The organism is Moorena sp. SIO4G3 (genome assembly GCF_010692305.1).
GTDB classification, from domain to species: domain Bacteria; phylum Cyanobacteriota; class Cyanobacteriia; order Cyanobacteriales; family Coleofasciculaceae; genus Moorena; species Moorena producens_A.
This window is the reverse complement of the sequence record NZ_JAAHIG010000231.1, coordinates 1-14,822: the sequence shown is the minus strand read 5'-3', so window position 1 is coordinate 14,822 and position 14,822 is coordinate 1. Positions and strand designations below refer to the sequence as shown.

Here is a 14,822-nt window from a genome sequence, read left to right as displayed (position 1 = left end):
GGTTTATTTGGCGGTATTCCTGGGGCTGGCGCAACCATGGGAACTGTGGTTAATATCCAAACCGGGGGTAGGACTGCCCTTTCTGGAATCGCCCGTGCTTTAGCATTACTAGTAGTTGTGCTTTGGGCTGCCCCCCTCACCAAAAGTATTCCCCTTGCTGTTTTGGCTGGTATCGCCCTCAAGGTAGGTATTGATATTATTGACTGGGGTTTCCTCAAGCGTGCCCATAAAATTTCTTGGAAAGCATCCCTGATTATGTACGGGGTGATTTTACTCACTGTTTTTGTTGACTTGATTGTAGCTGTGGGAGTAGGAGTATTTGTTGCCAATATCCTCACCATTGAGCGTCTTAGTGCTCATAGAGCAGACAGTGTTAAGGCGATTACCTATGACGATGAGGAAATTCAGCTTTCCCAGGAAGAAAAAGTACTATTGGATCAAGGTGATGGTCGTATTGTACTGTTTCATCTCAGTGGACCGATGATTTTTGGGGTTGCCAAGGCAATTTCCCGTCAACACAATGCCATTGAAGGTTTTGATGTGCTGATTCTGGATTTCAGTGATGTACCTATTTTAGGTGTTACCGCTACCCTCGCTTTGGAAAATGCTATTCAAGAAGCCTTAGATAAAGGTCGTCAAGTATTTATTGTAGGGGCAGCAGGCAAAACCAGAAAGCGCTTACAAAGCTTGGATATCTGGCATAAGATTCCAGCCCAAAACCTAGAATTGACTCGTTTAGAAGCACTGCGGTGGTCTCGTACGATCGTGAATAACTCTCAAAATTATGCACCAAGTCAGGCACAAGCTAATTTTGATTTGTCAGCTGATATATAAGTTTTGTTGTAAGCATTTACAACTTTGGCTTAAATAAACTTGAGTTCGATAACTTATCAATCACCTTTCCTTAATGGTTTCCAGCTTTGGCTTAAATAAACTTGAGTTCGATAACTGATTAATCAGCTTTGCTTAAGGATTTTCAGCTTTTCCTTAAACAAACCTGATTAATCAATTAGCAAACGTTACAAATGAGAAAGAATTTGCGTTAGTTACTTAATCCGTAGTAAGAATAGCACTGAAGCGTTGAATGTTTTAAACCTTCAACGCTTATGACTTTTTGATACCTTTTTATAGTTGTTTAGTTAACAAAAATAAAAATTATTTAAACTAACTTAAAATCTCGACGTCTTGCATAAATAGCCAACAACAGGGTGATAAGTACTATAAGTACATGGCAAAAACTGACTTTTGCAAAAGAGCCGTAGGGTGGGCAGTGGATAAGACCAATTAAAAACTAACAATCGCTTTGGTAAGCACTGCCCACCCTACCTCAACTCTTCCCTGTTCCGGTGATCCGCTGTTCCCTTTCCTATAGGACGGAATGTATCAGTTTCTCCAAAAATCTGGAATGCTGGGGCTGTAGTTGGTAGCTAAGTATACATCTACAAAATTTTTAGTTACATGATTGCTCAAGCATTTGATGAGTTTTACCCCTCCCGTCCAGTTCTGAGTGTAGTCTCTGGAGTAGACTCAGAATCAGAGTTAGCTTGGATACAAGCAAAAGAGTCTGCTGATCAAGTTGTCTTCAAAAATACAGGCAAACATCTCAGTGACATTGAAACCACAGTACTTCAGGGTTCTTGGGAAGGGAAAACCTATGATCAGATCGCCAATATGTATGGCTACAGTGCTGAGTATCTTAACAAAGATATCGGCAACAAATTATGGAATAAGCTCTCAAAAGCATTAGGAGAAAGGGTTACCAAAAAGAGTTTCAAACAAGCACTGAGAAGAGCATGGAAAAAGTGTCAAGGTACATCAGTGGGCACCAATGGAGAGCAGCCACCATCTGAGCCGCTAACAAAGCTACCATTTCCGTCGGGTTGGGTGGCGCTGGATTCACCTCTTTATGTGAACCGAGACAGCATCGAATCTCTCGGTTACGATACGGTGATTATGCCTGGTTCCCTGATTCGGATTAAAGCACCAAAGCTAATGGGAAAAACCTCCTTAATGATGAGGATTCTAGCTCATGCTCAATCCCAGGATTTTCAAACGGTGTATTTAGATTTGAGCAGTGTAGACCGAGCCATTTTAACGGATTTAGATAAATTCCTACGCTGGCTCTGTTTGAAAGTTGGTCGGCAGTTAAAGTTAGACAATCAGTTAAATGATTATTGGGATACAGAAATTTTGGGGAGTAATGATAACTGCACAGTCTATTTTGAGGAGTATTTACTGGCAGAAATAGATTGTCCCCTGGTCTTAGCATTGGATGAAGTCGATCGAGTTTTCCCCTACCCCGAAGTAATAGAAGACTTTTTAGGGATGCTGCGCAGCTGGCATGAGAAAGCCAAGATTTCAGATATCTGGAAGCAACTGCGGCTAGTGATAGCACATTCTACAGAAGTTTATATTCCCTTAGACTTAAATCAATCTCCCTTTAACGCCGGGATTCCAGTGGAGTTGCGAGAGTTTGACCAACAGCAGGTCAAAAATTTGGCTCAGCTCCATGGACTAAATTGGAATGATACCCAGATAGAAAAATTAATGACAATGGTATCTGGTCATCCCTATCTGGTAAGGTTAGCGATGTATGAAATTGGCTCTGGCAAGGTAACATTCCAGCAGTTGTGGCAAGATGCACCGACAGAAGCAGGTATTTATAGCAACCATTTGCGGCGACATTTAGAAACACTGCAACAATCACCAGAGTTGCTTGAGGCCCTCAAGGAAGTTGTCACGTCATCTGAGCCAGTGGAACTAAATCCGATCGAGATTTACAAACTACACAGTATGGGCTTGGTAGAGCGACAGGGTAACTATGTTGTCCCTCGCTGCAATTTGTACCGGGAATATTTCTACCAAGTTCTAGCTTGAAGCTGACATAGTATTAGTAGAGCGTAAATGAATCCAAACTACTCCTTGGTTTGTATATAGCGTTTCTCAAATTAGTGAGATACACTAACCAGCATTGAGCAAGCGAATTAGGGATGAAAGGATATTCTATTGATTTACGGCAAAAGATCATTGAGGTTTACGAAAGGGAGAAAATTGCTCAACGTTAATTAGCTCGACGGTTCAGTGTCGCTCTGATTTGAGAAACGCTATAACTCTCCCCCTCCCAGACTATCCTTACTTGGGCAACAAAGGTAACCCACTATTAAAATAGGTTCCTAAACAACATCAGGACTTACGCAAAAAACTTCGGAGGTAGTGGTAATTCATGAATTACCACTACGAAAAACTAAGGTTTCAAGATATTATTGCGTAAGTCCTAAACATAAACAAATTGATTGGAACTATTGAGATCTAGACCAAAAATTCCTTCCACAAAACCAATTAGTTCATTTGAACCATTAGAATCTATGAGTAAGATTCCTGTACCAGAAACAAGACCATCAGGCCCGATCATAGACCAAGAACCCAATGTATAGTCGCTAGCTTCTCCGTGAAGATATATTCTGTCTTCGATGGTAAAGTCGGTAATCCAACCGAAGTCACCAGTTCCTGAGGTGCTGGAATTGCCATCATCGTAGTAGACATTGTTAACATTTCCAAGAAAAAATCGATCTGCGTCTGCACCGCCAGTCAGAAAATCAATTTCGCCTTGACCAGGATTGGCGACAGAAGAGTTAACTCCCACCAAACCATCATTCCCGGAGCCTCCAAGTAAAGTATCGTCGCCAAGCCCGCCAATTAGGCGGTCATTACCAGCAAAAGCATTGATAGTATCGTCAGTGTTCAATCCATTTGGATTTGGGTTGCCAGGTAAATTGTCATTGCCGAGGGTGCCATTAATGTCCACCATTTGATTCTCCTTTGTTCTTGATTGGCAAACCTGAATTGTTTGCTCTGTTAATTACCTTGATATCAATCATTATTTCCTGGAATAATCAGACCTGCCATGGAGAAAAAATCAGGTATTTTAATTAGTAGTTAAATCCGTTTAGTGAGGTTTTATAGGGAAAAGTCAGGTTGAGCGTAAAATGTAAGCATTCAGCCGTCAGCTATCAGCTATCAGCTAATGCGCTAAGCGCACGCTACTTGAGGTGCTAGCAGGCGCTTTAACTGCACGGGGTCGGATGAGTAAAACCACCAGGGATTTTCAACCAGCCCTACCAGCACCCCCGGTGCTTGTTGACTACTTCCCGTTGATTAGCTGACGGCTAAGGGCTGAACGCGCACGCGTGCGCGTAGCGCATTAGCTGAATGCTTATGAAACAGCAATCATGACAGAACCACAATCAAACTATGACTATCAAGTTGGTGGCAGTCTCCCAGTTAATGCCACCAGCTACGTGACGCGACAAGCCGACGAAGACTTTTACCAAAGCTTGAAAGCCGGTCAGTTTTGTTATGTACTCAACTCCCGACAGATGGGCAAATCCAGCTTGCGGGTGCGGACAATGAAAAAGCTGCAAGCAGAAGGAATCCTCTGTGGTTTTATTGACCTGACCGGGATTGGCAAAGAGGATGTCACCCCAGAAAAGTGGTATGCTGGGATTGTCAATTCTATCGTGAGTAGTTGCCAGCTCAGCAAACAATTTAAATGGCGCAGCTGGTGGCGAGAGCAGCGGGATTTGCTTTCCCCTGTGCAACGGTTGAGTCTATTCATTGAGGAAGTGCTGCTGGTTCTGGTTGAGCACAAGATTGTCATTTTCGTCGATGAAATTGACCGAGTTCTGAGTCAGAACTTTTCCGTAGATGATTTTTTTGCTCTGATTCGATTCTTCTACAATCAACGAGTAGACAATCTTGCCTTCCAACGGCTCACCTTTGCCCTGTTAGGGGTGGCAACTCCTAGTGATTTAATTACTGATAAAACTCAAACCCCCTTTAATATTGGTAAGGCGATTGAACTGCGTGGATTTCAACTCCCTGAAACAGAGCCATTAGCTCAAGGATTAGAGGGTAAGGTAGATCATCCCCAAGCAGTGGTTCAGGAACTATTGAACTGGACAGGAGGGCAACCGTTTCTGACCCAAAAGTTATGCCAGCTGGTGGCTCAGAGTGCCGACAGTAGGAGTATTCTCAGTGCCCAATCCATTGAGCAGATAGTTCAAAGGCGCATCATTGAAAATTGGGAAGCCCAAGACGAACCAGAGCATTTGCGAACCATACGCGAACGCATTCTCCGTAACCAGCAGCGTGTTGGTCAGCTTTTGGGAGTATATCAGCAAATTTTAGAGCAGGGGAAAATTGTCGCTGATGGGAGTTCTGAGCAAACCGAGTTGCGACTGTCGGGGTTGGTGGTTCAGCAGCAGGGAAAATTAAAAGTTTACAACCGTATTTATGAGCAGATTTTTAATATAGAGTGGGTTGAGAAACAATTAGAGAAACTGCGCCCCTACTCTGAAGACTTCAAGGCTTGGGTTAGTTCCAATTATCAAGATGAATCACGACTGTTGCGGGGTCAGGCATTGCAGGAAGCCCTTTCATGGTCAAATACTAAAAGCTTGAGCGATCTAGATTATCGCTTTTTAGCTACTAGTCAAGATCTAGAGAAGCAAGAAGTTCAACATGCCTTAGCACTCAAACAAGAAGAGAGTCGGATCTTATCCCAGGCCAATAATACTTTAACTCTAGCACAACAGCAAGCTCAAGACCAATTAAAGCAAGCACAACGAAAATCCCGGAGGATAGTTAACATTGGTTCTACAATTTTGGCGATTTCATTGGTAACAGCAGCATCAGTAGGTTTACAAGTTAGACAAGCAAGGCGACAACTGCTAGAAGCTGATGTTTTATTAGCCAGTGTTTCTTCAAAAATCGCCTTTGAATCCAGTTCCTTTGAGGCACTACGAGAAGCTTTGAAGGCAGGACAAAAACTGCAAGCATTAGAAAAGTTGCGTCCAGCCAAAAAAAAGACCCAGAACGAGGTATTTTCTGCACTACAGCAGGCAGTATATGGTATAAGAGAAACTAATCGCCTGGAAGGACATCTTGACAGAATCAGAGGTGTGACTTTCAGCCCTGATGGCAAAATACTCGCTACTGCTAGTGCAGATAAGACTGTGAAGCTGTGGAGTATTGAGGGTAGAGAGCTGCAAACTCTTGAAGGTCATAGTGACAACGTCTGGAGCGTCAATTTTAGCCCTGATGGCAAGACCCTCGCTTCTGCTAGTGAAGACGGTAGAATCAAGCTGTGGAATGTGGAAGATGGCACGGAGCTAAAAACCCTCAAAAGTTATAACAAAAAGCTCACAAGCGTCAGTTTCAGTCCCGATGGCAAGACCCTCGCTTCTGCTGGTTTTGACGGCATGGTAGAACTGTGGAATGTCGAAGATGGAAGGGTCCTGCGTTCCTTCAAAGGTCATCTTGGCCAAATTTCTGCCAGCGTCAGTTTCAGTCCAGATGGTAAACTCCTTGCTTCTGCCAGTTACGACAGCACAGTGAAGGTATGGAATATCGAAGATGGCACGGAATTATTCACCCTAAAAGGTCATCGCGAGCAGCTCACCAGCGTTAGCTTCAGTCCCGATAACAAAATTTTAGCCTCTACCAGTTTTGACAAAACGATAAAGCTGTGGAATGTCGAAGATGGCACTTTGCTGAAAACTCTTGAAGGTCATATTGCTCCAGTTTGGAATGTAAGTTTTTCTCCAGAGTCTAGTAAAATTAAAACCCTGGCTTCTGCTAGTGAAGATGGCACAGTAAGATTGTGGAATTTAGAGAAATATTTTGAGACACAAACTTTCACAGGCCATAGCGCTATTGTTTGGCACGTTACCTTTAGTCCCGATGGTAAAACCTTAGCCTCTGCTGGTAATGACTACACAGTAAAGCTATGGAATATTGAAGGTATCGAACCGCAAACTCTTGAAGGTCATCGTAGTCGAGTTTTGAACGTTAGTTTCAGTCCCGATAGCAAAACCCTAGCTTCTGCTAGTGTTGGTAACAAGGTGAAGCTATGGGATATTAATGGTAGCGAGCTAAAAACCCTTGAAGGTCATCGCGATCGCGTTAGGAGTGTTAGTTTCAGTCCCGATGGTCAGCTCCTGGCCTCAGCTAGTGATGACCGTACCGTGAAACTGTGGCATGTGTCAGATGGTACTCTCTTGCAAACTCTCACAGGTCATAGGGACAAGCTTACCAGCGTTAGTTTCAGCCCTGATGGTAAACTCCTGGCCTCCGCCAGTAATGACCGCACCGTGAAACTGTGGCATGTGGAAGATGGTATCCTTTTACAAACTCTCACAGGTCATAGGGACGTTGCTGCCAGTGTTAGTTTCAGTCCCGATGGTAAAATCCTCGCCTCTGCCAGTAATGACCGCACTATAAAACTGTGGAATGTCGAGGATGGTTCCCTCCTGCGAACCCTCACAGGTCATAACCACTGGATAGCAAGCGTTAGTTTCAGTCCCGATGGTAAAACCCTGGCCTCTGGCAGTTCTGATTTTACAGTAAAGCTTTGGAATGTCGAGGATGGTACTGAGTTACGAACCCTCAAAGGTCATCACTACTGGCTCTCTAGCGTCAGTTTTAGCCCCGATGGCAAGACCTTAGCTTCTGGAAGTTGGGACAGCACGGTTAAGCTATGGAATGTCGAAGATGGTACTCTGCTACAAACCCTCAAAGGTCATCTCTACTGGGTCACAAGTATCAGTTTCAGCCCCGATGGCAAGTTTCTGGCTTCCGCCGGTAGTGGTTGGAAAATCAAACTATGGAATTTGGATCTAGACCTAGATGATTTAATTAGGCTGGGTTGCGACTGGCTCACAAATTACCTTGCTACTCATCCAGAAGAAGAAGAAATACGTAAGATTTGCCACCATGGTTGATTATAGCAATTCTACGACTTGTGAGGTACACAAATTCGGGATTTTAGGGAACAGGGAACAGGGAACAGGGAACAGGGAACAGAAAAGAAGGAATAGGGAATAGAGATGCCCTGCATCAAGACTGTACCTCATAACTCCGAGAAACGCTATAAGTCAGTAATTTGTTTTTTGAAAGATGGTATAAGTGTTGCATAATTTATATTCCAAACCTGATTTAACCTGACTTTCTCCTATAAATTCTTCTCAGCCAGATTTTTATCAGGTGTTGAAATACCTGATTTTTTCCTATGGGCAAGATTTTTAGGGCAACGCCATACTGAATGAGTAAGTGATTGCACTGAAAGCAAACAGGAGTATTTCCATCATGAAAACCAACACAAAAAACACTAATATATCTAGCCAAAATTTACCGAAAAATCATCAACTGTTGCATAAAATTACTGAATAATTACTAGCAACTATCAGTGGGGGTTGCCAGACTAGTAGTGGCTCATCCTCTATTGAGGAAGAGCCATTGTTTGATATAGTTAATGGCAGTGTCTTCAGATAGTAATAACTTCAAGCAATAAAAATGAAGTGTGTGCTTGCTTAAAGGAATAAATATGTGCGATCGCCTCTAAATTAAAACCAAGAATTGAGGGTGCGATCGCACCTCCAAAAGCTCACAAAAATCAACACAAAAAAAGTAGTAATTAACTAATATTACTGATTACTGATTACTGATTACTGATTACTGATTACTGTCGGTGTTACCGGTTTAGGTGGCCATGAGTCTGTGCTTGCCTATATGGGAAAACATCAACCTCAGCGGATTCTCGTACTAGGAACCCGTCTCGGGGAATTTACCTCTTTTTGGCATCAGGAAATGGTTCCAGCCAAAGGCTTTATTCATGTTGATCTTGACCCCAATGTGCCTGGTGTTGCCTATCCGGATGTGGAGACTTTAGCTATTCAAGGGGATGTGGATGGATTTATTCAAGCTTTGCTTGGGCATTTACCACAACATCCCCAGCATTTGCCCGTGGGTCAATTTCCTCAACCAACCTTTCCTACTCTAATACCCCAATCTACTGGTAGAGTGCGACCTGCAATGCTGATGGGTGCTATTCAGCGCGTCATTGTTGAAGGCAGTAATGCCCTGATTATGACAGAAGCAGGAAACTCTTGTGCTTGGGGCAGTCATCTGTTGCAGTTTACTCAACCTGGTCGCTATCGAGTTAGTACTGGATTTGGGGCAATGGGACATGCAACTACAGGTGTTGTTGGCGCTGCTATGGGCCATCAAGGTAAAGCTGTTGCAATTGTTGGTGATGGGGCGATGTTGATGAACTGTGAGATCAGCACAGCAGTTAGATACAACATTCCTGCTGTTTGGATTGTCCTCAATGATGCCCGTTACAACATGTGTGCCCAAGGTAACGGGATGCGGGGATTTGAAGAGGTAGATACTGGGATTCCAGAAACAGATTTTGTTCAGTTTGCCCGGAGTATGGGAGCTGATGGTATACGAGTTGAGCAAGAAATTGAGCTTGAGGAGGCACTAACCAAAGCCATGCACTCCACTGCACCGTTTGTGGTTGATGTCATTATCGATCCTACCTGTGTTGCTCCTATTGGTAGTCGAGTTAAAAGCTTAATAGTCCAAGATTATACACAATTTTAAGAGAACAATCATGACGAGAATATCTGACTTTGTTGGAATGCGATCGCTTGCTGTTCATTTTCCCAAAACGATCAAAACCAACGATTACTACAAAAGCAATTATCCCGAATCGGTTGCCAAAGCAGAACAGTCTTTTTGGTCTAAGTCATTAGCTGCGCGGGAAAAGACTGAAAACAGTGAGGAGGTAACTCTTTGGCGAGAAGCGATCCAGCCCTATCTTGCCGATCCTTTTCGGGGTACAGTCGAGCGCCGGGTGCTAGGATTAGGCGAATCTACACTGACTATGGAATATGCAGCAGCCTGTGATGCCCTAGAAGCTGCCCAACTTTCTCCTGCTGAAATTGATTTAATTATCGTCAGTTGCATCTTTCCTGAACAGATTGTCCCAGGAGATGCCGCTTTTCTAGCCCAAAAGTTAGACATAAATACTCCTGCTTGGAACCTTGATTCCACTTGTTCCAGCACCAATGTTGCTTATCACACAGCTTGTTCGCTGGTCAAAGCCGGAGAGTATCGTAACGTTCTGGTTGTGATGTCAACAGCCTATACTCGCTTTACTGACGAGGAAGACCCCTTTGCCTGGTGGCTGGGGGATGGAGCTGGGGCTTTTATCGTCAGTTCTCAACCACAAGGACAAGGCATTCTTGGTACTAAGTTTATCAACACAGCGGAGACCTGTGGTGCTTTTTTCACAGAATTAACCCTCGATGGTCAAAATAAACCCAAATTACTGATTCGAGCAAGTCAAGAAGCAGGTCGTCAACTGCGGGAGACAACCGTTAGTTACGTGCGCGAATGCTGTCAGGGGGCTGCTGTTGATGCTAATGTAACTCTCGATCAAATTGATTTCTTTATTTTCAGCACGCCAACAGCTTGGTATACCGAGGTTTGTAGCAAAGCATTAGGAATTGATTCGACTCGTACCATTAACGTCAATCCCTTATACGCCAACATTGGTCCGGTTTTGCCCTTAGCAAATTTATACCATGCTGCTGCATCCGGCAAAATTCGTGAGAATGACCTGGTTTTAGTTTATGCCATTGGTTCAGTATCTAACGCGGGAGCAGTGATTATGCGTTGGGGTGATGTGGCTTTAGGGACAGCCCCTGCACCTGGTTTGCAGGCACAAACCCTTGTCAGTATTGGGTAGGTAAAGCAAAAATGACGACTAGATCTTTATCCGAAGGCATAAAACTCTACCAATCGAATAGGAGTCAGGAAGTCATTGTGGGTGATTCTCCTTTAACCCTAGACGATGTGGCTAAGGTAGCTCGCGATCGCATTTCTGTAGCGATTACCAATAGTACTCAGGTTTTGCAGCGTGTAGAGGAATCCCGTGCATACATAGCGAAAGCAGTTGCAGAAGGTCAACCGATTTACGGTGTTACTAGTGGTTTTGGTGGTATGGCTAATATTGCCATTTCACCTGAAGATGCCACTGAACTACAGAATACTCTGATTTGGTTCCTTAAAACAGGGGCAGGTCAACGGTTATCGAATGCCGATGTAAGAGCAGCAATGCTCCTGCGGATGAATTCCCATCTTCAGGGGGCATCGGGCATCCGGCTGGAACTAATTAAGCGCATGGAAATATTCCTCAATGCAGGTGTAACTCCCTACGTCTATGAGTTTGGTTCTATTGGTGCTAGCGGCGATTTAGTTCCTCTATCCTATATCACTGGGGCAATTATCGGTTTGGATCCTCGCTATCAAGTTGATTTCTGTGGTGAGGAAATGGATGCTCTCAGCGCTCTTACTCGTCTAGGCTTGTCACCCTTGCAACTCTTGCCCAAGGAGGGTTTGGCAATGGTGAATGGCACTTCGGTGATGACGGGAATTGCTGCTAATTGTATCTATGATGCGAGGAAGTTACTCAACCTTACCCTTGGTATTCAAGCTTTATTCATCCAGGCTTTGAGAGGAACCAATCAATCTTTTCATTCCTTTGTACACCATTGCAAACCCCATCCTGGCCAAGTTTGGGCTGCTAACCAAATGCTTAAACTCCTAGATGGCTCACGTTTAAGCCGAGATGAGTTAGATGGTGGTCATCCATATCAGGATGAGGAACTGATCCAAGATCGCTATTCTCTGCGCTGTCTTGCTCAGTATTTAGGACCAATTGCCGATGGTATTGAAGAGATTACCAAGGAAATTGAGGTGGAAATTAATTCCGTTACGGATAATCCTTTGATTGATGTGGCAAATCAAGCCAGCTATCACGGTGGTAATTTTCTGGGGCAGTACGTAGGTATGGGTATGGATCGCCTGCGCTACTACATTGGCCTGCTTGCCAAGCATCTAGATACTCAGATTGCTCTTTTAGTTACTCCTGAATTTAACCAAGGATTGCCCCCATCATTGGTAGGTAATCCCAAGCGAGCAATCAATATGGGGCTAAAAGGATTACAAATTGCAGGTAATTCCATAATGCCCTTGTTGAGTTTCTACGGCAATTCTATTGCTGACCGCTACCCAACCCATGCAGAACAATTTAACCAAAATATTAACAGTCAGGGTTTTAACTCAGCTACCCTTGCTAGGCGATCCCTAGAAATTTTTCAGCAGTATTTAGCCATAGCGCTGATTTTTGCAGTGCAAGCTGTGGATCTGCGTACTTATCAAATTGCAGGTAACTATGATACTCCGTGCTATCTATCACCCTCGACAATTCCACTCTACTTAGCAGTTAGGGAAGTGGTGAAGTGTCCTCCCTGCCAAGATCAGCCCTACATTAGCAATGACGATCAGCAACATTTAGATGTCCATATTGCCCGTATTGCTGCCGATCTGATCTCTGGGGAGCGAATTTTGCCAACAGTTGACTTTATAGGTATGCAAAGATGAATATTACCCAAAGTCTGGATTACAATCAGCAGCACTTTCCCCATCAAGTAGCTTTAGTCTTTGAAGGTCAGTCTTTCACGTACCAACAGCTAAATCAGATGGTGAATCGCCTAGCTAATGGTTTAAGGGGTAATGGTATTGAGAGTGGCGATCGCGTTGCTTTATTATTGCCCAATATTCCTGCTTTTGCGATCGCATACTTTAGCATCTTAAAACTTGGTGCTATTGCTGTTTCCCTCAATGTCATGCTCACCGGTGGAGAAATCCAGACTATTCTGAATGACTGTAGCCCGAAGCTGCTAATTACGACTGGGGAATTGATTGGTAATGTACCCGATCATGTTTTGCCTGAACCAGAACAGGTTGTGATTGCTGAAGGTCAATCCCTGCGGGGAATTCCCCTCGAACAGGTGATTGTAGATGCTGCGTCAGAATTCTCAGCCCTTGATGTGAGTAATGATCAAGCTGCTGCGATCATTTATACTTCCGGCACAACAGGGATTCCTAAAGGTGTTACCCTATCCCACGGCAATGTGATTTTCAACAGCACTGCAGCAAATCGTTGCTATGGTACTCAGCCAGATGATCGCTTATTGCTCTACCTGCCTTTGTTTCATTGTTTTGGGCAAAATGCTATTCTCAACAGTGGCATTCAAGCTGGGGCTACTATTGTTCTCCAGCGTCGCTTTCATCCGGAAGGGGTTTTAAGTGCGATCGCAGATCATGGTATCACGATGTTTTTTGGTGTACCGACTGTTTACATCAAATTGCTTGATTTACTCGGCAAAAATTCAGCCAATTATGATTTGAGTTCAATTCGCTATTACTTTACAGCGGCTGCATCAATGCCCACTGAAATTGTTGAGCTATGGCGAAGACTACATGGTGCTCAAATTTATGAAGGCTATGGTCTTTCTGAAACTTCACCATTTTTGAGCTATAACCATATCTCTAAGTATAAACCAGGCTCAGTTGGTACTCCCATCGCAAATGTTGAGGTCAAAATTGTTGATTTAGCAGGATTTGAGGTCAAACCAGGAGAGTTAGGAGAAATCCTCGTTAAGGGACCTAACTTAATGCTAGGCTACTGGAATCGTCCGATAGCAACTGCTAAGACGATTAAACAAGGTTGGCTACACACTGGTGATATTGGTTGCATTGATCATGAAGGCTACCTCTATGTTGTTGACCGTTTGAAGGACATGATCAATGTGTCTGGCTTCAAGGTTTACCCTGCTGAGGTGGAAAATGTCCTTTATCAACATCCTGCCATTGCTGAGGTTGCTGTTTATCGTTTCCCAGATGCAATCAAAGGTGAAGTTGTAGCTGCCAGCATTATCCCCAAGCTTGGTCAAAGGGTTACAGCAGAAGAAATTACCCACTTCTCTGAGACTAGAATGGCCAAATATAAGATTCCGAAAGTCATACAGATAACTGATTTTATTCCCAAAAATGCAGTAGGTAAAGTTTTAAAAAGAATGCTCTCTTAATTTTATTTGTTGATTCATTTCAATACAACCCTAAATACCAAGGTAGATTAAATGAGTTTAAGTAACTTGAGCGCCAAAAGTTATTTGGCTAATAAGAATGTATGTCTATACTTCAAAATGGCAGAATCAAGAGAAGAAATTCTTAAGTGCCAATCTTTAATATCTCAGATTTACTTTAAACAATTTGGAATTAGATTTAGTTCGACACAGCCTAATCCTAGTAATAAAATAGAATTACTACCTCATTATTACTTGATGGGAATTTACAATGGAGAATTAATTGCGACGATGGGGTTATATTTGCATAGTACAGATTTGGAACGCTATGCTAATGTTACGGCTCAAGATATAGAACAAATCTTGTTAGAGGCACAAGCAATAGATAGATATTCTGGAGAAAATTTTAGAGAATTAACTAAGTTTGTTATTAAAGAACAATGGCAAGGTAAAGGCATCGGTAAGCTACTGATGGGAGTGGCTCACTCTCAAGACTTTATTCATTTTGATGGAAAACATGAAAATTTAGTCGTTTCTTGCGGTAATGCTTCTATATTCCACAATTTTCCCGATTATCTAAACATTAAAACTCGTTTTATCAAGTATGTTCCATATAATAAACTTTTTAAGTTTTATGTTTCAAAAACTGAGCCGATGGAATGTCGTTTAAGCATTCCTGACCTTGATATTCCAGAGGAATGGTACAGATTCAAGATTCCTGGAGAAATGAAACTGTAACAAATGATGACTTTATATCGACAATTATCTTAGCAGACAACTAGTAAAGGAGATTAGACATGAATCCTCAAGTATTTTATGAATCACAGCTCATTCCTGCTAGAAGTTTACTTTCCCAACATCCAACTATCCAAACACTTTTACGACCAAGCCTAAATTTGATGATAATGCTTAGGTTTATGATCGAATTTAGTGCTAAAGCAGTACAAATTACACAACCTGTGGATACTTGGATTCGTAGGGCTGGAGAGCGTTGCCTAGAATTAGGATTAAATGATATCGGTAGCACCCTTATTAAACATGCTA

The 14,822-nt window shown here is 43.0% G+C and carries 11 protein-coding genes; 9 read left to right on the top strand and 2 right to left on the bottom strand.

Annotated features, from left to right (window positions below):
• Together F6J99_RS29965 and F6J99_RS29960 are read left to right on the top strand one after the other, a co-directional pair.
• On the top strand, positions 1-834 hold an 834-nt coding region (locus tag F6J99_RS29965; RefSeq protein ID WP_293118360.1), incomplete at its 5' end, for a SulP family inorganic anion transporter.
• Between the two features lie 624 nt (positions 835-1,458).
• On the top strand, positions 1,459-2,877 hold the full coding sequence (locus tag F6J99_RS29960) for an AAA-like domain-containing protein (RefSeq protein WP_293118358.1): 1,419 nt from the start codon (positions 1,459-1,461) through the stop codon (positions 2,875-2,877).
• 397 nt (positions 2,878-3,274) lie between these two features.
• On the opposite strand, the gene F6J99_RS29955 is transcribed toward F6J99_RS29960, so the two are convergent.
• On the bottom strand, positions 3,275-3,808 hold the full coding sequence (locus F6J99_RS29955) for a hypothetical protein (protein WP_293118356.1): 534 nt from the start codon (positions 3,806-3,808) through the stop codon (positions 3,275-3,277).
• A 421-nt stretch (positions 3,809-4,229) separates the two neighbouring features.
• Between F6J99_RS29955 and F6J99_RS29950 the strand changes: the two genes are divergently transcribed.
• Positions 4,230-7,781: an LpqB family beta-propeller domain-containing protein gene (locus F6J99_RS29950; protein WP_293118354.1), complete on the top strand. Its 3,552-nt coding sequence runs from the start codon at positions 4,230-4,232 to the stop codon at positions 7,779-7,781.
• On the opposite strand, the gene F6J99_RS29945 is transcribed toward F6J99_RS29950, so the two are convergent.
• Positions 7,782-7,913: a hypothetical protein gene (locus tag F6J99_RS29945; protein ID WP_293118352.1), complete on the bottom strand. Its 132-nt coding sequence runs from the start codon at positions 7,911-7,913 to the stop codon at positions 7,782-7,784.
• A 655-nt stretch (positions 7,914-8,568) separates the two neighbouring features.
• Between F6J99_RS29945 and F6J99_RS29940 the strand changes: the two genes are divergently transcribed.
• From F6J99_RS29940 to F6J99_RS29915, 6 genes are all read left to right on the top strand, one after another.
• A complete protein-coding gene (locus tag F6J99_RS29940; protein ID WP_293118350.1) occupies positions 8,569-9,444 on the top strand; it encodes a thiamine pyrophosphate-dependent enzyme in 876 nt (291 codons plus the stop codon).
• A 10-nt stretch (positions 9,445-9,454) separates the two neighbouring features.
• Positions 9,455-10,594, top strand: coding sequence for a 3-oxoacyl-[acyl-carrier-protein] synthase III C-terminal domain-containing protein (locus F6J99_RS29935; protein ID WP_293118348.1), 1,140 nt, complete (start codon positions 9,455-9,457; stop codon positions 10,592-10,594).
• Positions 10,595-10,605: 11 nt separating this feature from the next.
• On the top strand, positions 10,606-12,291 hold the full coding sequence (locus F6J99_RS29930; RefSeq protein ID WP_293118346.1) for an aromatic amino acid ammonia-lyase: 1,686 nt from the start codon (positions 10,606-10,608) through the stop codon (positions 12,289-12,291).
• Positions 12,288-13,781, top strand: coding sequence for a long-chain fatty acid--CoA ligase (locus F6J99_RS29925; protein WP_293118344.1), 1,494 nt, complete (start codon positions 12,288-12,290; stop codon positions 13,779-13,781). The genes F6J99_RS29930 and F6J99_RS29925 overlap by 4 nt, the downstream gene beginning before the upstream one ends.
• Before the next feature lie 117 nt (positions 13,782-13,898).
• Positions 13,899-14,516: a hypothetical protein gene (locus F6J99_RS29920; protein ID WP_293118342.1), complete on the top strand. Its 618-nt coding sequence runs from the start codon at positions 13,899-13,901 to the stop codon at positions 14,514-14,516.
• 59 nt (positions 14,517-14,575) lie between these two features.
• On the top strand, positions 14,576-14,822 hold a 247-nt coding region (locus F6J99_RS29915), incomplete at its 3' end, for a hypothetical protein (RefSeq protein WP_293118340.1).

Excerpts from the sequence above, each read along its gene's own strand:
- F6J99_RS29935 (WP_293118348.1), top strand. The coding sequence starts at position 9,455 with ATGACGAGAATATCTGACTTTGTTGGAATGCGATCGCTTGCTGTTCAT.
- F6J99_RS29930 (WP_293118346.1), top strand. The coding sequence starts at position 10,606 with ATGACGACTAGATCTTTATCCGAAGGCATAAAACTCTACCAATCGAAT.
- F6J99_RS29920 (WP_293118342.1), top strand. The coding sequence starts at position 13,899 with ATGGCAGAATCAAGAGAAGAAATTCTTAAGTGCCAATCTTTAATATCT.
- F6J99_RS29925 (WP_293118344.1), top strand. The coding sequence starts at position 12,288 with ATGAATATTACCCAAAGTCTGGATTACAATCAGCAGCACTTTCCCCAT.
- F6J99_RS29955 (WP_293118356.1), bottom strand. The coding sequence starts at position 3,808 with ATGGTGGACATTAATGGCACCCTCGGCAATGACAATTTACCTGGCAAC.
- F6J99_RS29960 (WP_293118358.1), top strand. The coding sequence starts at position 1,459 with ATGATTGCTCAAGCATTTGATGAGTTTTACCCCTCCCGTCCAGTTCTG.
- F6J99_RS29940 (WP_293118350.1), top strand. The coding sequence starts at position 8,569 with ATGGGAAAACATCAACCTCAGCGGATTCTCGTACTAGGAACCCGTCTC.
- F6J99_RS29950 (WP_293118354.1), top strand. The coding sequence starts at position 4,230 with ATGACAGAACCACAATCAAACTATGACTATCAAGTTGGTGGCAGTCTC.
- F6J99_RS29945 (WP_293118352.1), bottom strand. The coding sequence starts at position 7,913 with ATGAGGTACAGTCTTGATGCAGGGCATCTCTATTCCCTATTCCTTCTT.